Below are 22475 nucleotides of genomic sequence, written 5' to 3' on the forward strand. Positions count from 1 at the left end.
TTTTGTTTTAGGTGATCTCACATGAACATTAATGGATTGCATGATTACTCCTTTTTTGAGTCTTTAACTGGCCATACACTTAAAGCCATGTTGATGGTGAATTTATCGAATTCCTTATCAATCAGCATTTCTGCGATTTTAGATTACAATTCAAAATAGCCAGCCCTCTTTATTGATATGGCCACTACGCCGGGCATTAAGGTCTTCTTCTGGTAAAGTTATCATCCAACCAGAAAAACGCTTATTAAAACTATCTGCAATTAATTTCATAATCTGCCACCTGAAGACCATCTCAATTGAGTTACTTAAATCTTTATTTATCTACAATTTTATATTTCTTTGGGATCAATGAAATAATGGTTTAAACTGGTTAATCCCCTGGAGATAGTATTTACTTTAAAAACTAATATTTTAACAGGATAATATGGCAGAGAAACTAAAATTTCAAAGGATTTTAAGACCATAATCTTATGGAAATAAGGAAAAAGTTCAAATTAAAGCCAGGTGACATTATGGGATGGAAATCAACTAAAAACGGTGCAGAAGTTAAATTTCGAAAGAAAGTAACCTTTGAAGACTTCTGCAGAATAGTTGACGGGCCAGAAACTGATGCAGTTGAACTTAAAAAGAAAGTTCAACGTGGAGAAAGATTTAGATTGGGTAACTTACCCATAAACTTGAGCAATCATTTATAAACAATCACTCATAAAGTTGAGTAATTCAGTTTAAAATCTAAACCCATAAATACTCCCGAATTCTAAATAATATTAGAGGTTTAAAATGAGAGAAGAAGTTTCTAACTGGTGGAAGCAGGCGCTGAAGAACCTGGAAAGTGCTTCCAAAAACATTGAGATCAATGAATATTATGTAACTGCTTTTTTATCTCAACAGGCCACTGAAAAGGCACTAAAAGCACTTTATATCCATACAATTAAAGAGTCTCCCGGTCCAACTCATTCACTACTTTTTTGGAAGAAGCGTTAAAATCCCCATTGAATTTTTAAGCGGGCTTCGAAAATTAAGCCCTGATTTCGTTATTACCCGTTACCCTGACGCTGCACATGGTGTTCCTTATGAGCTTTACGACGATGAAATAGCAAAAGAACGGTTAGAAATTGCAAAAAATGTGATAAAATGGGTCCAGAAGGAATTGAAGATATAAAAAACTTTTTATATCTTGTAAAAAAAGAATTTAACCCAGAATTAGTACTTTTATTTGGCAGCAGGGCCAGAAATGAATACCTTAAAGAAAGTGACTATGATTTTATAATTGTAAGCAAAAAATTTGAAGGCATACACTTCCTGGAGAGAATTCAACAACTCCTTGAGTTCTGGGATCTTGATCAGGATGTGGATATACTGCCCTACACTCCAGAAGAATTCGAAAAAAAGAAAAATGAAATTGGAATAGTAAATGAAGCTTTTAAAGAAGGCATAATTATAAAATCTGCTGGATGAGAAGAAAAATTCTAATGGAAAATTATTTGAAAAACTTGAAGCAGCTAAAACTCTTTTTGAAAATGATTATGATTTATGTCCAATTAGGCAAAAAAAGAAGCCGGAATTATTATTGAAGGTGTGGAATTGTTTTTAGAAGAGTGTAAGTCACTAATTTCGCCGTAAAATTTCTGAAATCAGCTTTAACATTTTTCACCACATCCAGATGAACAGGAATCTGATCTGTATCACCTGGAAAGTTACCAAACTACTTAAAGTATTACAAATATAGAAATAGTAAGGTGATACCATGGTAAGTGTTACAAAGAAGTATCAGGTAACGATTCCCAAAGAAGTGAGAGAAGATCTTAATATTCATCAAGGAGACAAAGTGGTTTTTGTAAAAGACAGGGAAGGAAAATGGATTCTCATGACAGTTGAAGAATTAAGGGACAGAATGGTAGAGGCATCAAAGGACATTGAAGAAACTATAACCGAATCAAGAGAAGGTTTCAAAATCTTTGATTTTGATACCCAAACACACAGTATTTGATGGGTTCAAAAGAGGAGTTAAAAAGAGTCTCGAATCATTGGGCAAAGATAAATAATGAATAACTAAACTTTTTTGTTTTTGGTGATTGGATGAAACTGGTTCTTGATACTAATGTTTTTAAAAGCAAAAAATTTTGCGGCTGGCTTCTTACATCAAAAGATGTGAAATATTTACCTGCTTTTGCTTATATGGAATATCTTTATCATAATCTTAAAAAAGGAAATACCGAATCTATGGTAGATGCATTCCTGAAACAGATGAACATATCTATTGTTCCCTTTGGAAAAGATGATGCAGCAGAAGCAGCCCGTGGATCCATTGAAAACCGGGATTTCAAAGATAATGCGAGAGATTATGCTATAGGGGCCACTGCAATCAAATTGAATGCAAAACTGGTTACAAATAATTTAAAACATTTTAAATGGATGAAAAATGTTGTAACGCCTGATGATGTACTTAAAAAGCCTTAAAATTTTCATACTACCATAATTAGGGACCAAGCATGCTTTCAGACTCCGAAAAACAACTTCGAATAATAGGGACCCAGATCAACTATTATTTCATCTGCAAGATGAAACTCTGGCTTTTTTCTCACCATATTCAGATGGAACAGGAATCTGATCTTTTATCCCTTGGAAAATTACTGCATTCAAAAAGCTATAAAGATGAAAAAGAGTATACAATTGATAATTTAATCAGCGTTGATTTTATTAAAAAACAGGATTGTCTGGAGCTTCATGAAGTTAAAAAGAGCAGTAAAATGGAAAGGGCGCATGAATATCAGCTCCTGTATTACATGTGCTATTTAAAAAACAAAAAAGGTATTGAAAACATCAAAGGTATAATTAATTATCCTAAGATGAGAAAGAAAGTAATGGTAAAGTTAGATGAATCTAAAGAAAATGAACTAAATACCATAATTGAAGATATTGGCAATATAATTAATGAAGACGCTCCAAAACCTGAAAGAATGAGAATTTGCAGGAAATGTGCATATTTTGAGTTCTGCTGGGTTTGATTGTTCCAAAAATTTAAATATAAGTTGTTCCAAAAAATGAACATATGTTCCAAAAAATGAACATTCTTTCAAAACCATCTTTAAAAATACTATGCTTCCTTGGGAAAAGATACCGAGAAGAGTATCATACAAGAGAGATTGTAAGAAGGCTTAAAATAGGATTAGGCTCAGCAAGCAGGTATTTAAAAGTATTAGAAGAAGAAGAGCTCGTAATTAAATCTGAAATAGGAAAATTAAGCCTATATAAAGCAAACATGGAAAGTCCACTGCTTAAAGAGCTTAAAATCGTTTTCACATTGCTTGAAATAGATGAAATGATTAAAGATCTTAAAGCTGATTCAGATCAGATAATTTTGTTTGGAAGCTGTGCAGACGGAGAAGATACTGAAGAAAGTGATATAGATTTATTTGTCCTTTCAGATGATGGAAAACAAGTAAATAGAATAATTAATAAGCATCAAAGGATTATTGAAAGAAAAATATCTCCAATAATTGTTAATAATGCAGAATTAAGAACACTACAACAAAAAGATACGCCATTCTATTCTAGAATTAAAAAAGGAAGGGTTTTACATGAAATATCAATTTGAAAGATGTAAAGATAGAGGGAAGATAGTACAAACAGGTATTGATTCTCAACTAGTTGAAAAAGAGCTCGAAGAATCTCGTTATGATCTAGAATCAGCAGAAAAATCCGTAAATGAAGGGAATTATAAATGGACGATTGTTCAAAGCTACTATTCGATGTTTCATGCATTTAGGGGATTACTTTTTAGTAGAGGCTATAGAGAGAAAAGTCATATTTGCCTTAAGTTTGCAATTGAAGCTATTTTTGTTGATAATGGCCTTATAAGTGAAGATATACTTGAAGACTTTGATTTCGCGATGAGAGCAAGAGAAAGGGCAGATTATAGCTACATATATAATGAAAACCTCGCACATGACATGCTTGAATCTACAAAAAAGTTAATTAGCGAAGTAGAGAATCTACTTTAATTTAGAAGAGCTTGAAACATGAAAAAATATAAAATTTGTAAATAAAATCAATTAGATTACTACATAGTCATGTGTTGGTGAGCTAATGAAAAAGAACTACTATTTAATGTCAGATGGACTGCTTAAAAAACGAGAAAATACAGTTTATTTTGTAAATAAAGACGGCAAAAAGCCAATTCCAATCAACAAAATTTATTCTATCTATGCATATGGCTCGTTAACCTTTTCTTCCCAGGCAATGCATCTTCTTGCAAAAGAAGGCGTTCCAGTTCATTTCTTTAACTATTATGGCTATTATGACGGCAGTTTTTACCCGAGAGAAAAGCTATTATCTGGAGATCTGATTATAAAACAGGCAGAACATTATCTGGACCATGGAAAGAGAATTTTCATAGCTAAAAAATTTGTGGAAGGCGCTGCAAAAAATATGGAGAAAGTTCTCAAGTATTATAATCTTGAAAACCAGATAAGCAGCATATTGCTGGATTTAGAAGGTTGCAACATGATAACAGAAGCTATGAATGTTGAAGGCAGGATACGTGCTGATTATTACCAGAAGATGAATGAAATTCTCCCAGAAAGCTTTAATTTCGATAAAAGAGTTAAAAGACCGCCGGAAAATATGATAAATGCGCTTATAAGCTTCGGCAATTCCATGGTTTATTCAACAGTTCTGTCTGAAATTTATAATACTCAGCTTAATCCAACGGTTTCTTATCTTCACGAGCCATCTGAACGTAGATTCTCACTGGCACTGGACTTAAGCGAAATTTTCAAGCCATTTTTAGTAGATCGGCTGATTTTCTATCTTGTAAACAAAAGGATGCTCAGTGAAGATGATTTTGAAAAAGATCTTAATTACTGTCTTTTAAATGACAGTGGAAGGAAGACTTTCATTAAAGAGTATGATGAACGGCTTAAAAAGACCATCAAACACAGGGAACTTAACAGGAAGGTTTCTTATAAGAGACTTATTAGACTTGAGGCATATAAACTTATAAAACATATTTTAGGGTCTAAAGAATATAAACCGTTTGTAATGTGGTGGTAGAACTACAAATCTCAACTTTTCAGTGTTTAGAAGAATTTAATATTATTAACAACAAATTAAATTTAGATATAAAATTATTGCAGGTGGCGAAAATGAAGGTTAAAAGATCTATGAAGGAAATAAAACCGATTCTTTTAGAGATTAAAAAGTTACTTAAGAATATTTATGATGATCGCCTTACAATTATCCTTTATGGCTCTCTTGATAGAGATGAAGCTACAATTGAATCAGATATCGACATTGCGGTTGTTTTAAAGGGTAGAATTGATAAAATCAAAGAAATTGATAAGATACATGATATCATTTATCCACTGACAATAGAATATGGGGAGCTTATATCTGTTAACCCAATGTCTGAAGAAGAAATTAAAGATGTAGAATGGCCTTTATATTACCATATCCAAAATGAAGGGATAACAGTATGAAAGAAAAAATTAAAGCGCTTATTAAAAGAGCTGATGACAGCTTAGAATCTGCAAAGTTACTTGTTAATAACGGATTTAACGACGTTTCTGTTTCAAGATCCTATTATGCTATGTTTTATGCGGCCGAAGCTGTCTTGAAACATTTTCAAAGATGATCTGAATGTACGTGATAATTGTCTATGATATTAAAGTGGAACGGGTCAATAAAGTCAAAGGATTCCTCCGAAAACATCTCTACTGGATTCAAAATTCTGTTTTTGAAGGAGAAGTCACAAAAAGCGAGCTTGAAGAAATAAAAACAGGTTTAATGGATATTATAGAAAAAAACGAGGATTCTGTGATAATATACAGGTTTAGAACTGCAGATGCATTTAACAGGAAGGTTTTAGGTGTTGAAAAAGCACCTATTGATGGTATACTTTGATCTATAAGATTTTATTTTTATTTTAATGTAGTAAGTAATGTTTTTTTGTGTTTAACGCCTAAATAATGGATCGTTTATTATCTGATTTTTTAGCGCCTGATTAAAGTTACTTTAAGTTATTTTATATTTAAATTGCTTTAAAATAAGTTATACATAATTATTTAAACTGTTCCTTATTATTATTCTTACAAATAAATAAAAAAGATATATAAGTCCTTAATTTCCAAAAAAAGTTATGATTCAGAAGTCGTCGATCCATATAAAGGAATTCAGGAATTGGAGGTCGACGATAACAACGTATTTATAGGAGAGAGGAGAAAATGAATCTTAGGAAATAGGGCAAATTTTCGGCCTGTTAAAATCAGACTATTTTAGGATTGAAATAGTGTTTATATACGTATATTAATTTATTAGTGTTTATGTTAAAATCAGACTATTTTAGGATTGAAATAAACTTGATCTTACTATTGTATCTATCTCTTTTAATTGTTAAAATCAGACTATTTTAGGATTGAAATCTATTATCATAATATGTGAACATTTCCTCCTTAAACGTTAAAATCAGACTATTTTAGGATTGAAATCCATTTAAACAAAAAAAATAAAAAATGTTTTTTTTAAGTTAAAATCAGACTATTTTAGGATTGAAATATTGGCGCTGCACTGCAATTGTTAGGTGGGGCGGTGGTTAAAATCAGACTATTTTAGGATTGAAATGAAAACAAATATTGAAGCAAGGGGTGATGAGTTAAGGTTAAAATCAGACTATTTTAGGATTGAAATTTTCCTTATTTTTGCTTCAGGATTATAAAGGATATTGTTAAAATCAGACTATTTTAGGATTGAAATTTCATCGCGAATTCGTTTTCTGTGATTATACAAGTTAAAATCAGACTATTTTAGGATTGAAATCGTGAGATGCAGAAAATAATTAAGAAAAATGCAGTTAAAATCAGACTATTTTAGGATTGAAATCATGGCAAAAAGAACAGGCGAAATATATTATTAATAAGTTAAAATCAGACTATTTTAGGATTGAAATCAATTCCCTGGCCAGAAGACAAAGCTCGTGGAAAACGTTAAAATCAGACTATTTTAGGATTGAAATCAGCTGTGACTGCAATATCAAATTCTTCTTTAACTTGTTAAAATCAGACTATTTTAGGATTGAAATGAATGTAGACCCTACCATAGGATTAAGTAGCAGAGGAGTTAAAATCAGACTATTTTAGGATTGAAATGATTTAGAGAAAGTGTCACTTTCTCCGATACAATCTGTTAAAATCAGACTATTTTAGGATTGAAATCCCTTCCACTCAGCAATTCCATACAGTGCAAGGATAGTTAAAATCAGACTATTTTAGGATTGAAATATTTTTAAGATAGTTTCGTGGATATTTTTTGAGCATGGTTAAAATCAGACTATTTTAGGATTGAAATATATTGGCATTAAAGAGGATTGTAAATACGTTTTTGAGTTAAAATCAGACTATTTTAGGATTGAAATGGCATTTCGTGGATATCTTGTTTGTGAATGCATAATGTTAAAATCAGACTATTTTAGGATTGAAATGTAGTAGTGGATGTATGAAATTACATGCATGTACTAGTTAAAATCAGACTATTTTAGGATTGAAATTACAGAATAAACCATACTGTTTTGTGTCCTACTTGGTTAAAATCAGACTATTTTAGGATTGAAATAAATACCTTCTTTGAAAAAGATCTGATCCCTATCCCGTTAAAATCAGACTATTTTAGGATTGAAATTGTAGAAACAGTGTCATTGTTAAGCAGCATGTGCAGTTAAAATCAGACTATTTTAGGATTGAAATTCCAGTAGTATGGATATGGCCCGTCAACATGTTTTTGTTAAAATCAGACTATTTTAGGATTGAAATACAAATCAAAGAAACTGAAAATTCAATTTTGGGTGGGTTAAAATCAGACTATTTTAGGATTGAAATCATGACATAACAGCATTCAACGACGCTATACGGGTTAAAATCAGACTATTTTAGGATTGAAATTGAGCGGTACTGTTCTTCAGTTAATAACCCTTTGAAGGTTAAAATCAGACTATTTTAGGATTGAAATCTACAATCCCTCTCCAGAATCTACCGAATATGTCCGTTAAAATCAGACTATTTTAGGATTGAAATTTTGTTGTGTAAATGCTGCTCCAACTTCTTTGCTCGTTAAAATCAGACTATTTTAGGATTGAAATATTATCTATTGTTATGTTTGTAACAGTAGCATCACAGTTAAAATCAGACTATTTTAGGATTGAAATTTTGCCAAACTCCTTAGCAACGTTTTTCTCGAATGAGTTAAAATCAGACTATTTTAGGATTGAAATAAGAAATATGGTTCATCAAGTATAAGGGTGAAACAAGTTAAAATCAGACTATTTTAGGATTGAAATCCGTATTCGCCAGAAACAACATAGCCCCACTGAGGTTGTTAAAATCAGACTATTTTAGGATTGAAATTCATTCACAACATCATGCAGATATAAAAATATCATCCGTTAAAATCAGACTATTTTAGGATTGAAATTCATTCACATATCTGGTATATATTGCGCTGCTGTTAAAATCAGACTATTTTAGGATTGAAATTTGTTCCTATGTTTGTAGCTGCGGTGCTGGTGCCTGGTTAAAATCAGACTATTTTAGGATTGAAATGCGACTACTGATGCTGTGCGATGTAGGGTATAGTTAAAATCAGACTATTTTAGGATTGAAATTCTAACATATCTGCATCAAGCCCTGATCCGGCGCCGTTAAAATCAGACTATTTTAGGATTGAAATTAAAACTTGAAGGGTTCACACCTTCTTTTGTTATTACGTTAAAATCAGACTATTTTAGGATTGAAATGACAATCCTAATTTATTTAAAGCGCTGTCTACTCTGTGTTAAAATCAGACTATTTTAGGATTGAAATAAGTTGAAGAAACTAATACAATAGTTAAAGAAGTGAAGTTAAAATCAGACTATTTTAGGATTGAAATCAAAAAAATCAATCTGATAATTACCCAATTCAATCCGTTAAAATCAGACTATTTTAGGATTGAAATAAAAATGAAAATCCCCCTTTTACGAAAAGAAGCGAAAGTTAAAATCAGACTATTTTAGGATTGAAATTGCACGAAGTAGAGTTGAAAACCTCGAAAGCAGCCGTTAAAATCAGACTATTTTAGGATTGAAATTCAATTTCACTACAAATTCACTAAAACCAATAAAAAGTTAAAATCAGACTATTTTAGGATTGAAATGCGACAATATGACTGCAGGAGCATTGGATACGGCGCTGTTAAAATCAGACTATTTTAGGATTGAAATTCATGTCACAGCTTTTTAATGTTAATATGGATCTGGTTAAAATCAGACTATTTTAGGATTGAAATTCGTTAATCAATAATCTTCGGAATGGAGGATTTGAAGTTAAAATCAGACTATTTTAGGATTGAAATTCATGGAGAATCTGGATCAATGTAATCGGAGTAAGAGTTAAAATCAGACTATTTTAGGATTGAAATTCCAAACATCAGGCATTTAGGCAAAAAAGGCGCTATCGTTAAAATCAGACTATTTTAGGATTGAAATGCGATAAGATTAGCAAGGATCGTGATTAATGTAGCGAGTTAAAATCAGACTATTTTAGGATTGAAATCCTAAAACAGGGCCTCTTGCAGAAATTAAAGCAGAGGTTAAAATCAGACTATTTTAGGATTGAAATGAATTCATGCGGAGTGTTGTTACAACCGCAGACGAGAGTTAAAATCAGACTATTTTAGGATTGAAATTCTAATGTCTCAGTGTCATATGAAATAATAGGGGTTAAAATCAGACTATTTTAGGATTGAAATAAAAATTAACTGTTTTAGTATTAAGTTGTGTAGACAGTTAAAATCAGACTATTTTAGGATTGAAATGGTGTGGGTCCTGGTGTTATACTGAATGTACTCTTTTCCCGTTAAAATCAGACTATTTTAGGATTGAAATGCTATACAAGGAACAGGGGTTTTTAACCTAACTGTTAAAATCAGACTATTTTAGGATTGAAATTAGTAAAGAAGGTTTGATTTGTGTTTGCCTTGATTAGTTAAAATCAGACTATTTTAGGATTGAAATTGTAAACAGTGATATCAGTAAGAATCTTGCGCAGAGGTTAAAATCAGACTATTTTAGGATTGAAATTAACATAATACCTCCATTATTTAGTGCATTTTAGTTAAAATCAGACTATTTTAGGATTGAAATGGAAGCGGATAAAATATATAAAACAAGTGTTCTTGAGTTAAAATCAGACTATTTTAGGATTGAAATCCGAATCCCCCGCCTCCAATGAGAACGCTATGTGGGGTTAAAATCAGACTATTTTAGGATTGAAATTAGAGGGGCAACAGAAGAAATCAGAACAGGTATACGGTTAAAATCAGACTATTTTAGGATTGAAATGGTGAAATAACGGGCATGCATCATTTTTGATGTCGGTTAAAATCAGACTATTTTAGGATTGAAATAGGCAATGTATAAGGAACAGTAGTGCACCTGCAATTAGTTAAAATCAGACTATTTTAGGATTGAAATTCGCTAGGTATGATTGGAAGGAGATGGTGGTGTCTTGTTAAAATCAGACTATTTTAGGATTGAAATAAAAGCATGCAAAACATCCAGAGGACTTAAAGGTGAGTTAAAATCAGACTATTTTAGGATTGAAATGTGCGTGTGACATATACATTAACTATGATATATTTGTTAAAATCAGACTATTTTAGGATTGAAATTGTGACTTGCATCTACACAGTTCCCTGCTTTATCTGTTAAAATCAGACTATTTTAGGATTGAAATGTATTTTACCTACACAAAGCCAGTAAAGGTTATATTTGTTAAAATCAGACTATTTTAGGATTGAAATAATTCTTCTTCAAATGATTTAACTGCTGCTACAGGGTTAAAATCAGACTATTTTAGGATTGAAATTTTTAATATCTTTTTCATGTCTATGATATTTGCCTTGTTAAAATCAGACTATTTTAGGATTGAAATTCGGTTGATTATTTGTTTGATCTTTCGGCTAAAGTTAAAATCAGACTATTTTAGGATTGAAATCCATATTTAAGCTGTTGTCTTGTTATCCAATCCAGGGTAGTTAAAATCAGACTATTTTAGGATTGAAATCCCTAACATAATTATGTAATGGCATCGGTTCTATTAAGTTAAAATCAGACTATTTTAGGATTGAAATGGTGGAGGTACACATATATGGCGACTTGGAAGTCCTGTTAAAATCAGACTATTTTAGGATTGAAATTTTGATAGCAATCAGAAGCGCCTTACTGAGTTTAAAGTTAAAATCAGACTATTTTAGGATTGAAATCGCTAAACAGACAGACGCCAGCTTCAAGGGAAAAGTTAAAATCAGACTATTTTAGGATTGAAATTGGTGGGACGGATATGATGTATAGCTCATGCGGGTTAAAATCAGACTATTTTAGGATTGAAATGAGTGAATATGAAGGGATATGTTCTAATTTTAATATGTTAAAATCAGACTATTTTAGGATTGAAATAATGCCCTAACTGCAAAATAGTTGTTAAATCTGCTGGTTAAAATCAGACTATTTTAGGATTGAAATTTCATGGATGCCTTAACTTTTTCAGCGTCTTCTTTAGGTTAAAATCAGACTATTTTAGGATTGAAATGCTGCAAGCTGAAGAACTATTATCAAAACAGCTATCAGGTTAAAATCAGACTATTTTAGGATTGAAATTTGTACATTTTTTTAACCTCCACAAAAAGAATTGTTAAAATCAGACTATTTTAGGATTGAAATGAACCTGAATCATTATCAGATTTGTTTATTAAAGGCGTTAAAATCAGACTATTTTAGGATTGAAATGATTTTCAACACAAACCTTATTTCCGTGCACATGTTAAAATCAGACTATTTTAGGATTGAAATCAGTTCTTTGGCACTGTCTAAAAGTATAGTGATTTTATTATTTTTTTTCTCTTAGTTTTTTAATCTTTTAGATTTAGCTCACATTTTTTTTAATTTTTACACTTTTAATCCAAGTAAAACACGAAGAAGATTTCAGCATGTCAAACAAATAATTATTGGTAATATCACTAAAATGAAGTGATATATCTCGCTAAAGGTCGTAAACGTCAGGAAAAAAGAAAACACGTTCCTTTTTTACAAAAATGGAATAAAATTTATAATGTGTTTCCAGCAATGTTTTGGATATTTGTCGAATATTTCTGCTTTTTTCATCTTAAAAAGCCCTCCAAATTCTATATTTTTAGACCTCGAAAATCACAGATTTTTGGCGGCCCTTGAAGTCCATGATTTCAGGGCTAAAACAAAGCTTTTCAGGTTTCATATGGTTTTTTATTCCTCTTTCTGTTTTTAATATTTTTTGGATGTGTTTTTAGACTGATAGAATAGTGGTTTTTCCAAAAACACCACTAACAGTGTATTCAAAATCGTTACAGTAACTTCAAAAATTGAGGAAAACAAATTCTTATGCGAAAAGTTTAATAGCGTGCAATTTAAAGATACCATACGTAAAAACCCAAGATATATTGTCCTTTGATAGTTATAAAAACTTCGGAAGACATGTATTCATAAAATCACTAACAAAATCGGCAGCGCCCTTTCAACATTCTGTAACTAAGTGGTGAGGATAGATAAGTTTTTAAATAACATATGCTCCTTAGTATATGGTGAAAATTATTTTATATAGGTCATGGTGAACTAATTGCTTGATTCTCTCTATGAAAAGGCATTGAAAAAAAGGAATGAATTGAATAATAAATTGGAAATTGATTTTGAAAAAATTAAATTTGATCCTGGAAAATATTGGGTAGACATGCCTATTGAAGAGCGGAAAACAGATATAATTATTTCTGGTGGGGATGGAAGTCGTAACTGGAAAGAATTCCTGGGTTTTGTTGTTTATGCTATAAATGCAGAATGTTTAATACATAATGGGAAAAATCTTCAAAAAGTAGAATGTTGCGATGTTGATATTATTAATCCATATAAATATGTTAAAAATCGATTAGAAACATATATGAGCATTTATGAGATTAAAAGCAGTTTAAAAGCGTTCAGAGAATTTAATGTTGATTTAATGCTTTTTGATGGTTCACTTTTGGGAAAACTGATAAGGCCATCTCCTATGGAAAATACGCTTCCAGATTGGATAAAAAATGAAATAAGATTAAAATATTTAAAAGAAATTGAAAAAGACTTAGAAAAAAATTTTAAAATACAAGTAGTGTCTCCTAAATTATTTGATTCAATGGAAACATTTGGGGAAAATATAGTTGATTCTATAATTTATCTTGAGAATCTGGAAAACCTCTTAGCTACAAGGTATTTTTTAAAAGAAGCTCAAAAGAGAGAAAAACAGATAATAGGAATATCAAAAACATCAACAAGAACAGATTACCAAACTACATTTGACTCTAATATTCCAGACATGGCAATATTTGATGGATACAGTAAAAAACAAGGATATTCAAAGCCACAATATTTGGAAGTATCCCAAAACATGGTCAAAAGAATTTTTCCTGTTTACAATGATTTTTTTAAAAATTTAACTTTCACAGTTTTTTATGCGAGATTGGATGATTTTAAAAATATTTTGAAGTTTGAATTACCTTATAAAGCAAAAGAAGATGAAATCATTACTTTATTGGAGTCATTAAAAGGTATTTGTACTGAAGGATATCCTTATTTACTAAAAAAAGCGCATGATGATGTTGTACTTCGAAATCGTGATATTGATACTATTTCAAGAATAATGGGATTTAATGATTCGGATTTTAAAGTGGGGAGAGATGGTTTATGGCTAAAATAATTGGAAGATGTATTGGAGAAACTTCACCTGTAGAAGTGAGTTTTATTTCCAAGGAAATGCCTCAAATTGGAGAATATGTATCAATGGAATATGATGGGAAAAAAGTACTGGGAATGATTGAATCTTTAGTCAGGGGAAGCGTTTCTATTAACGATGATATTTATGATCCAAAAACTGTGGAGCGTATTAAGGAGATAGAAGGGGATGATCATTATATTCGTGGAAGTGTTCGAATTTTAGGAGATGTTGAAAAACTGAGAATTCCTAGAACTCCTCCAATGCCTGGAACTGAAATTAAAATTGCGGATCCTCATATTCTTAAAAAGATATTTGAAATTGAAAGTAATGGTCTTAAATTAGGTAATTTAATCAGTCAGGAAGAAGTGGAAGTAGAAGCTGATATAAATAAGATGATTACACGCCATTTAGCGATTTTAGCTATGACTGGGGCTGGAAAGTCTAATACTGTGGCAGTAATCATTAATGGCATTTTAAAAGTAAATGGATGTGTTATAATATTTGATATGCACTCTGAATATGTAAATTCAGAGTTTGAATATGGTGGAGTCAACCCTATTAAAGCCAGAATTAACCCATTATACCTTTCATTTTCAGAAATAAAGCAATTAGCTAACATTCATGAAAAAGCTTATGTTCAGGAAAGATATTTCAGAAAAGCGCATAATCAGGCTAGAAAAGTTATTGAAAATGGAACAAATCAAGATTATTTTACTATTATAAATCAAATACTTGAAAAATGGATAGAAAGTGATGAACCTCAATATAAAACATATTCTAAATCTATTTTTGATGTGTTAAATAAAATAGATGACTTAAAAAATAAATATAATAGCATTTTAGATTTAAATTCACCAGATATTCTGGATAAAATAAAATTAGATTCTGCAAATGTCATTGATTTAGGTTCTGTTGATGAAAAAGCAGCAGAAACAATAGTAAGTCATGTTTTACGAAATGCTTTAAATAAAAGGAAAAATTACATTAGAAAAGAAGAAAAAGATATCCTTAGTTACCCAGTATTTTTCGTACTTGAAGAAGCACATATTTTAGCTCCTAAAAGTAGACCTGCACGTTCTAAATACTGGATAAGTAGAATTGCAAGGGAAGGACGTAAATTTGGTGTTGGTTTATGTCTTGTAAGTCAAAGTCCCAAATCATTAGACCCGGATTCGCTTTCTCAAGCAAATAACATGATTATTTTAAGGCTGGTTGAGCCACAAGACCAGAGGCATGTTCAAACAGCCAGTGAAAGCCTGAGCGATGATCTTGTAAAACAGTTACCTTCATTAAATGTAGGAGAGGCTATAGTATTAGGGCTTATGACCAAAATTCCTACATTAGTTAAAATTGATGAATTTAGAGGTAAACTTTCTGGAGGAGATTTAAACATAGTTGCAGAGTGGAATAAAAGCGTGGAGGAAGAAAATAAGATTCTGCAGGAGCAAGAAGATGAATTAGATGAACTGGAGGAAGAATATTAATGCGCTTTGCCCATATAGCTGATACACACCTGGGTTACAGACAATATGGTCTTTTTGAAAGAGAAATAGACTTTTATCATCATTACAATCGGTTAATCGATAAAATCATTGAAGAAAGACCTGACTTTGTTATCCATTCTGGTGATCTTTTTGAAACCTCAAGACCTCCAACAAAAGCACTTCTAACAGCCCAGGAAAGTTTTTTAAAATTCAAGGAAGAGAAAATCCCTGTTTATGCAATTGCAGGTAACCATGATATTGTAATGAGAAAGAATGCTCTTCCCCCTCAGGTTTTATACAAAAAATTTGGTTTAAAATTAATTGGATCAAAAAATCCTTATTATAACCATGATGGTATTTTTATAGGAGGATCACCTTACAGATCCAAATACCATTCTAAATCTCTCTTAAAAAGTATTAAAGCCATTGAAAATGAATCTAAAAACTATAAAAACAGAATTTTAGTCTTACATCAAGCTATAGATAAATATTTACCCTTTGAATATGAAATGAAGATAGGTGACCTACCAGATTCATTTAATTATTATGCTTTAGGCCACCTTCATGCCAGAATATTAGAAGATTTTGGAGAAGGTAAATTAGCTTATCCCGGATGCCCTGAAATCTGGAGAATGGATGAACTTGGAAACTACAAGAAAAGGGGCAAGGGATTTAACCTTGTTGACATGGAAGAAGATATTCCTGCAGTTGAAGAGGTTAACGTCAAAATATCACGTAAAATTCTTCAAAGAAGGATTCAATATTCTAATTTTGATGATGAAATCAAACAATTAAGAGAGTTAATCCTTAAAATAGATAAAAAGCCTATTGTAGAATTAATAATTGAAGGAAAATCCTATAATCGATCTTTAGTACATGAAAATTTAAATAAACTCTTTAGAGATATTACTTTACAGATACGTCCAAAATATAAGTCTGAAACGGCCTTTGAACCTTCAATTATTGAAACAGAAACATTAAATATCCAGGATCTAATGATAGAAATGTTAAATGAATACGACAAAGAAGTCTCTGATTTTGCTGTTGCTTTATTTGAAAGACTTTCATCAGGTCATAATGAGGAAGCGGCAGTGATAACCAGGAAATTCTATGAGGAATTCCAGTGATTATTAAAACAGTTGTGCTTGAAAATTTTAAATCTCATTTAAATACAGGAATTGATTTTAATACAGGAATTTCTATAATTATGGGAGATAATGGAGCAGGAAAATCCAGTATTCTTGAATCAATTAGTTTTGCGCTTTTTAAAGAATATGCCAGTAAAAAAATGGATAAACTCATAAATAATGAAAAAAATCAGATGAAGGTCACTATAGAATTCATTGCTAATGGCAGGACATACAAAGTCGTTCGAAAAAGAAAAAGAAATTCCAGTCCAGAATCTATGCTTTATGTTGAAGATAATGGTCGATTTTCAGTAATAGAAAAAGGAGATTCAGCAGTAAGTAATGAAGTTGAAAAAATTATTGATCTGGATAAAAATCTATTTTTAAATGCTGTATATGTAAGACAGGGTGAAATTGCTAATCTGGTTACCAAAAATCCTGCAGAAAAAAAAGAGATGATGGGAAGACTTTTAGGTGTTCAAAACCTTGAAAATTCCTGGAAAAACATGAAATTTGTAATTGATGATTATAGAAAGCAGGAAATTCGAATTAATGGCAAACTCGAAAATTTAGGAAATGCTGAAGAAGATTTAAAGAAAAAAGAAAATAAAATGGATGAATTAACTTCAAGAATTTTGGATATGGAATCAAAATTAGGTAAAACCGAAGAAAAACTGGGTAAATTAAAAACAGTTAAAGAATTTTTTGATAAAAAGGAATTAATGTTCAATAAAGTAAAGCAGGATATTGAACATGGGGACCTAACACTCAATAGACTTAAGAAACTTGAAGAAAAGCTGTCTAACCAACTTATCGATATAGAAAAAAAAGAGGCACAAATAGAAAAAATAAAACCTGAAATAGGTAAAATCAGTGTCTTAGAAAACCTTAAGGATAAAATTTTAAATTTAAGGGAATTAGAAAATGAAAAGGTACATATAGAAAAATCTCTTAAAAAAATTGAATTTTTTAAAAATATTATAGCTCAAAATAAAGATTTTTATGATAATTTTATAGCTTTAGAACTTCAAATAAATGAATTAAGTAATTCAAGGAAAGAATTTGAGGGTAGTGACGTATTAAAAAATAGGATTGAACGTGATATCAAAGATATTTCTGTAAAGATAGAAGAATTAGAAAATACCATTTATAGCAAGCTTAAAGTATATGGAGAACTTCTTGAAGAAGAAATAGATTCCATAGATGAACTGGAATCATATCTGCAAACAAAAAAAGTAGACATTGAAACTAACCTTAAACAGAATTTGAATCAAATTAATGAATTTAATTCAAAAATTTCAGATCTTAAAGGGCAGAATAAAGAAATAAATAAAGCAATTGAGGAATTAGAAAACGCTGAAGATACATGTCCTGTATGTGAATCTGACCTGGATGAAAATAGAAGGGAAGAGTTACTGAATAAATACAAAATACAGATTGAGGATAATAACAACGAAATATCTTCTTATAATGAGAATTTAAAGATATGGAAGTCTGAAAGAGAATTTTTAGAGAAAAGGAAGATTGAAGTTGATAAAATTAATATTGACATTCTTAAAAAGGATTCAAGAGATCTAAAAAGGAATAAAATCGAAATTGATGAAAGGAAGCTTCAATTAATTGAAGTAGAAAAATCAGTTGAAAGTTTAATGGACATTGATTTGAAATTGAATGAAAAAATTGCTTTAAAAGAAGAATTAAAGGATAAGTATCAAAAATATCTTGGAGCTCAAAATTCCTTAAATGCAATGGAAAACCCTGAAGAGCTTTTAGAATCTTTTAATCAAATTGAAGATAAGATTGGGGCTTTAAAATCTGAAATTAATAAACTTTGCATGGAAATCAATGTTAAAGAGGATCAGGTAAAGACCGAACTTGATGATCTACGAGAAATTAAGGAAACACTGGATAGATTAAGTGGTGAGGTGAAGGCTAAAGAGAGTATTTTAAAGAATTTAAATGATACTGAAGTTGAAATAGTAACTGTTTCCAGGGAAATAGAAAATCAAAAAGAGGAAATTATTCAAATAGGCTATGAAAGCAAAAAGCACAAACAGGCTGGGGATGACCTGAATAAATGCCAGAATGAATTAGAGAATATGCAAAAAGAGATTGGTAGTCTCAAAGGTCAATTAAAGACTACTGGTGAGAGAATAGGTGAGCTTAAAAAAGAAATTAAGATTTATCTAAATGATAAGAAAGAGTTAGAGAAAATTGGTAGATTTATTGAACTATTAAATGAAATAAGAAAATTATACGGAAAGGATGGACTTCAAAAGGATCTTAGAAATAAATCAAGACCATTAATAGAAAGGAACACCCTCGATTTCTTTAACAAGTTTAATTTTGAGTATTCAGATATGAAACTGGATGAAAATTACGATGCGACTTTATTTGGCCCTTCTGGTGAAAATACACTGGATATGATTAGCGGTGGAGAAATTATAGCAGTTGCAATTGCTTTAAGACTTGGAATTGCTAAAACCCTGGTTAAAGGTAACTTAGAATTGATGATACTTGACGAACCTACAGTTCATCTTGACTCTTACCGCAGACATGAATTAATAGATGTGATTAAAAAGCTTTCAGTCATACCTCAAATGATAATTGTTACTCATGATGCAGGTTTAGAAGAAGCTGCCCATAATATTCTAAGAATTAAAAAAGAAAATGGCATATCTGCAATAGAAGACTGAGATATTTTATTTTTTTTAGTTAAGAACTTATTTTTCTATACTTTTCATAAAAATTTTTCTAAATTTTGGATTTTTTATCATGGATTATGCCTCTGCTAAATTAAAATGAGTTTGTATAATCGGTAAATTAATGTCATTCATAGCTTCAGCTAAAAGAGGTTTTTCTACTTCTTTTTGCCTTACAGGTACTATAAATGAAGCTTTAACTTTAATTGAATCTTCAGTTACCTGAATATTCATATCCCACTTAATGAGATTTTTCAATGAAAATTTACTTACATTTAGAAATTTAGATGCATCTAATATTTCTAAAGCAACAGGCACATAATTTTTATCAAAATCTACAATTATATTGCCTTCTATTTCAAGAGATTCCTTATATTCATAATCATCTATCACATGAAGATACAAAACATCATTTTGTACGTCGTAATCTTTATCCATTTTAAATGAATCTTTTTTATTCATTATTTACGCACCCTTACTTTTTCATTTTGTTCATATGTGGTTACTACTCTTATAACTTTTTCGGGAGAATTAACAATTGCAATCACAATAATTAAATCATACCCATCTTTTGCTGGATGAACATAATACATCCTAAATTTATTTAAATCTTGTTTTAATATCCCCTGGGGTTTCTGATTAATCAATGAATCAATAATCCAGCTTTCAGCTAACTCCCGATCATACATCTTTTCAAGTGCATGATATGTGAAAATAATCTGCTTTTTTGAAGTAGCAGCTAAAGTTGGCGGTACATTTTCTAAATCAATATCATTCATCACTTGTTATTGGAATGTAAGTAATATAAAGATACCTATTTATTATGTGTAATGTGTGTATTAAATTTTTTGAAAAATAGAAAAAAATGAAAATTCAACTTTTTTCTGTCTTTTTACTTCTTCCTGCAATCGATACAAAAACACCTGCAAAACAGAGCACTGTAAATACTCCAAATGTTATCTGTATACTTAAAACCAACGCAGGATAATTTTCAGGTGCTATAACCACTCTTCCAATAAAAAGTGAAAATATCAGTATGGCTATACCCATGCTCAATGTCTGTCCAATTAGCCTCATGGTGCTTACTGTTGCAGATGCTATTCCTGTAAATCCTCTCTCAACTGATCCCATTATGGCATTGGTGTTTGGAGACGAAAAGAGCCCAAAGCCAGCTCCCAGAATCACAAGACCCACTGTAATTAACATAATATCTGTACTGTTGTTTAAAAAGCTGAAAATGAAAAGACCAAATGCTGTAAGTGCCATTCCAACTGTAGCAATAATTCCTGGCTCGTATATATCTGAAAGTTTTCCAGCTACAGGAGCTAAAACAGCCATGACAGCTGGCTGTGCTATGAGAATAAAACCTGCACTTTGAGCATCAAAGCCTTTTATATGCTGTAAATAAAGGCTCAGTAAAAATACCACTGCAAATGTTGCCATGTAATTTATTAATGCAGCCAGGCTTGAAAACCCAAAAGTTCTGTTTCTAAAGAGTTTCATATCAAAAACAGGAGCTTTAACTTTTAATTCAAGTAAAACAAATGCTATAAGACCTATGATACCGATTATTATCATTATAATTCCAGATATTTTTGGAAGCTCTGAAAATCCGAGCATGAAGGTCAGTAAAGCTATACTGTAAAGCACTGTTCCTGGAAGGTCGAATTTCTCCCCCTTACACGCTACCCATTCTCCCTTTAATTTCCAGAGTGTGAGAGTTATAACCAGGATTCCAAGGATCACAGTTAAGTAAAAAAGGCTTCTCCAGCCTAAATGTTGTGTTAAAATTCCTCCAAGTGCCGGCCCTAATGATAACCCCACATAAACAGCCCCAATTATGAAACCTATCATTTTTCCACGCTCATGCGGTAGATAAGCTGAAGTTACAATGGCAAGACCTGTGACAAATATCATTGCAGACCCAATACCCTGAATAACTCTGAACGCTATAAGTGAAGTGGCAGAGAAGGATATTGCAGATAAAAAAGAACCAATGGTAAAAATAATCATTCCATAGATGAAAATCTTTTTCATACCATAAATATCGACAATTCGCCCAAATGGAACTGCAAATATGGCTGATACCAGCAGAAAGGATGCGGGTATCCAGCTTAGTAGTACTGCATCTGCTATAAACTCATTTCCTATAGCTGGAAGTGCTATATTTATGGCAGATGACATAAAAGGTGTTAAAAATGATGAAATAATCACTATAACCAGTGCGGGAGTTTTATAGCTGCTGTAGTTTTCCATGAATTTCACCAGATATAATAAATTAAATTATACACGCTCATTTTTTGTATGAAAACATAAATATATTCTGATATGATTTTTAAGAGATTAGCTATTATTGATAAATTCAGAGGGTAACATGTAAATGTAATAATAACTTAATAATAAGTATGACTATGTTAATGGAGTTTTTGGCTAACTGGTTTTTGAATATATTTTATATATCTATGATATCCATACCTTTAATTTTGATATTTAAGTCATTTAAAATTGTTTTAGATAATTTAATTCAATAGGGAAAAATTTGTTTAAAAACTAATTCTACCAATTACATAAGCTATCGCTGGGAAAAAAATGAGATAAGATATTCCAGCTAAAAAATGAGCTTTAAAAGAGTTGTCAGCATCATTTTCCTTACCCCATCTGGAAATTACATATTCAAATTCCTGGGGAGATTGAACTACCATGACCTGTAGAGGTCAATGGATTCCTAATCCACCAACTGATTGTTGGTTTTACCAAAGGCAATCCCCGTAGTTCCTACGGTTAGAAAAAACCTTGAATGACGTTGTTTGTCATTCAAGGTTTTCATATTATATGCAGCATTAACATCTCTATCATGATTACAACCACAATCAGGACAGATCCATCTGCGAATATTCAAATCCCAAACTTCTGTAACATATCCACAATTACTGCAAGTTTTAGAAGTGTATTTTTCATTAACAACTCTAAAATGTTTATCATACCAATCAGACTTATATTCTAATTGCCGTTTGAACTCAAACCAGTGTTGATCTGCTGTAGTTCTTGCTAAATACTTATTTTTCAATCCCAATTGGCTGTTCACATTTCCAACATAGATTTTATCAAATTCTTGTACTATTCGTGTTGTTGTTTTATGTAGAAAATCATTTATTATATTCTTTTTCTTCCAGTATAATTGGTTAAGCTTGGTTTTCGCTTTCAGCCAATTACACCCATCTTTAACTCTTTTGCTTATGATTTGATTATATCTCCTTATCTTATTATCAACCTCTTTTAAATATATTTTACCTGTTTTAAAACCATTACTAAATGTTGCTAAATCCTTCAATCCAAGATCAATACCCACTGCTTGATTAG

General features: G+C 31.0%; 21 protein-coding genes and 1 CRISPR repeat array. Of the genes, 16 read left to right on the plus strand and 5 right to left on the minus strand.

Features of this window, described 5'->3' with window-relative positions; genetic code table 11:
* The first annotated feature begins 512 nt into the window (after positions 1 to 512).
* From PQ963_04330 to PQ963_04405, 16 genes are all read left to right on the plus strand, one after another.
* Positions 513 to 695: a hypothetical protein gene (locus PQ963_04330; GenBank protein MEN4028891.1), complete on the plus strand. Its 183-nt coding sequence runs from the start codon at positions 513 to 515 to the stop codon at positions 693 to 695.
* 85 nt (positions 696 to 780) lie between these two features.
* A complete protein-coding gene (locus PQ963_04335) occupies positions 781 to 984 on the plus strand; it encodes a HEPN domain-containing protein (GenBank protein MEN4028892.1) in 204 nt (67 codons plus the stop codon).
* 150 nt (positions 985 to 1134) lie between these two features.
* On the plus strand, positions 1135 to 1458 hold the full coding sequence (locus PQ963_04340; GenBank protein MEN4028893.1) for a nucleotidyltransferase domain-containing protein: 324 nt from the start codon (positions 1135 to 1137) through the stop codon (positions 1456 to 1458).
* Positions 1459 to 1747: 289 nt separating this feature from the next.
* Positions 1748 to 1990 carry an AbrB/MazE/SpoVT family DNA-binding domain-containing protein gene (locus tag PQ963_04345; GenBank protein MEN4028894.1) on the plus strand — a complete coding sequence of 81 codons (243 nt, stop codon included), beginning with the start codon at positions 1748 to 1750 and terminating at the stop codon, positions 1988 to 1990.
* A gap of 89 nt (positions 1991 to 2079) precedes the next feature.
* A complete protein-coding gene (locus tag PQ963_04350; protein MEN4028895.1) occupies positions 2080 to 2460 on the plus strand; it encodes a type II toxin-antitoxin system VapC family toxin in 381 nt (126 codons plus the stop codon).
* A gap of 32 nt (positions 2461 to 2492) precedes the next feature.
* Positions 2493 to 3008 (plus strand): CRISPR-associated protein Cas4, encoded by a 516-nt coding sequence (gene cas4, locus PQ963_04355; GenBank protein MEN4028896.1) that lies wholly within the window; start codon positions 2493 to 2495, stop codon positions 3006 to 3008.
* A 44-nt stretch (positions 3009 to 3052) separates the two neighbouring features.
* The gene (locus PQ963_04360) at positions 3053 to 3598 is read left to right on the plus strand and encodes a nucleotidyltransferase domain-containing protein (GenBank protein ID MEN4028897.1); all 546 of its coding nucleotides are present in this window, start codon (positions 3053 to 3055) and stop codon (positions 3596 to 3598) included.
* On the plus strand, positions 3582 to 4004 hold the full coding sequence (locus PQ963_04365; protein ID MEN4028898.1) for a HEPN domain-containing protein: 423 nt from the start codon (positions 3582 to 3584) through the stop codon (positions 4002 to 4004). The genes PQ963_04360 and PQ963_04365 overlap by 17 nt, the downstream gene beginning before the upstream one ends.
* 85 nt (positions 4005 to 4089) lie before the next feature.
* Positions 4090 to 5055, plus strand: a complete 966-nt coding sequence (gene cas1b, locus PQ963_04370; protein ID MEN4028899.1) for a type I-B CRISPR-associated endonuclease Cas1b — start codon at positions 4090 to 4092, stop codon at positions 5053 to 5055.
* Between the two features lie 92 nt (positions 5056 to 5147).
* Positions 5148 to 5480: a nucleotidyltransferase domain-containing protein gene (locus tag PQ963_04375; protein ID MEN4028900.1), complete on the plus strand. Its 333-nt coding sequence runs from the start codon at positions 5148 to 5150 to the stop codon at positions 5478 to 5480.
* Entirely contained in the window at positions 5477 to 5635 is a 159-nt protein-coding gene (locus PQ963_04380) for a HEPN domain-containing protein (GenBank protein MEN4028901.1), read from the plus strand. Before PQ963_04375 ends, PQ963_04380 begins: the two co-directional genes overlap by 4 nt.
* A gap of 5 nt (positions 5636 to 5640) precedes the next feature.
* Entirely contained in the window at positions 5641 to 5904 is a 264-nt protein-coding gene (cas2, locus tag PQ963_04385; GenBank protein ID MEN4028902.1) for a CRISPR-associated endonuclease Cas2, read from the plus strand.
* 354 nt (positions 5905 to 6258) lie between these two features.
* A CRISPR array of direct repeats spans positions 6259 to 11878; the repeat unit is 30 nt; unit sequence GTTAAAATCAGACTATTTTAGGATTGAAAT.
* Positions 11879 to 12722: 844 nt separating this feature from the next.
* On the plus strand, positions 12723 to 13784 hold the full coding sequence (locus PQ963_04390; GenBank protein MEN4028903.1) for a DNA double-strand break repair nuclease NurA: 1062 nt from the start codon (positions 12723 to 12725) through the stop codon (positions 13782 to 13784).
* A complete protein-coding gene (locus PQ963_04395) occupies positions 13772 to 15286 on the plus strand; it encodes an ATP-binding protein (protein MEN4028904.1) in 1515 nt (504 codons plus the stop codon). Before PQ963_04390 ends, PQ963_04395 begins: the two co-directional genes overlap by 13 nt.
* Positions 15286 to 16413, plus strand: a complete 1128-nt coding sequence (locus PQ963_04400) for a DNA repair exonuclease (GenBank protein ID MEN4028905.1) — start codon at positions 15286 to 15288, stop codon at positions 16411 to 16413. The genes PQ963_04395 and PQ963_04400 overlap by 1 nt, the downstream gene beginning before the upstream one ends.
* Positions 16410 to 19109: an AAA family ATPase gene (locus PQ963_04405; protein ID MEN4028906.1), complete on the plus strand. Its 2700-nt coding sequence runs from the start codon at positions 16410 to 16412 to the stop codon at positions 19107 to 19109. The genes PQ963_04400 and PQ963_04405 overlap by 4 nt, the downstream gene beginning before the upstream one ends.
* 84 nt (positions 19110 to 19193) lie before the next feature.
* On the opposite strand, the gene PQ963_04410 is transcribed toward PQ963_04405, so the two are convergent.
* From PQ963_04410 to PQ963_04430, 5 genes are all read right to left on the minus strand, one after another.
* Positions 19194 to 19577 carry a DUF2283 domain-containing protein gene (locus tag PQ963_04410; protein MEN4028907.1) on the minus strand — a complete coding sequence of 128 codons (384 nt, stop codon included), beginning with the start codon at positions 19575 to 19577 and terminating at the stop codon, positions 19194 to 19196.
* Complete coding sequence (locus PQ963_04415; GenBank protein ID MEN4028908.1) at positions 19577 to 19894, minus strand: DUF4258 domain-containing protein; 318 nt, start codon at positions 19892 to 19894, stop codon at positions 19577 to 19579. Before PQ963_04415 ends, PQ963_04410 begins: the two co-directional genes overlap by 1 nt.
* Positions 19895 to 19988: 94 nt before the next feature.
* Positions 19989 to 21371: an MFS transporter gene (locus PQ963_04420; protein ID MEN4028909.1), complete on the minus strand. Its 1383-nt coding sequence runs from the start codon at positions 21369 to 21371 to the stop codon at positions 19989 to 19991.
* Between the two features lie 287 nt (positions 21372 to 21658).
* Positions 21659 to 21817 (minus strand): hypothetical protein, encoded by a 159-nt coding sequence (locus tag PQ963_04425; GenBank protein ID MEN4028910.1) that lies wholly within the window; start codon positions 21815 to 21817, stop codon positions 21659 to 21661.
* 23 nt (positions 21818 to 21840) lie between these two features.
* On the minus strand, positions 21841 to 22475 hold a 635-nt coding region (locus PQ963_04430; GenBank protein ID MEN4028911.1), incomplete at its 5' end, for an RNA-guided endonuclease TnpB family protein.

Source organism: Methanobacterium sp. (genome assembly GCA_039666455.1).
Classification (GTDB): domain Archaea; phylum Methanobacteriota; class Methanobacteria; order Methanobacteriales; family Methanobacteriaceae; genus Methanobacterium_D.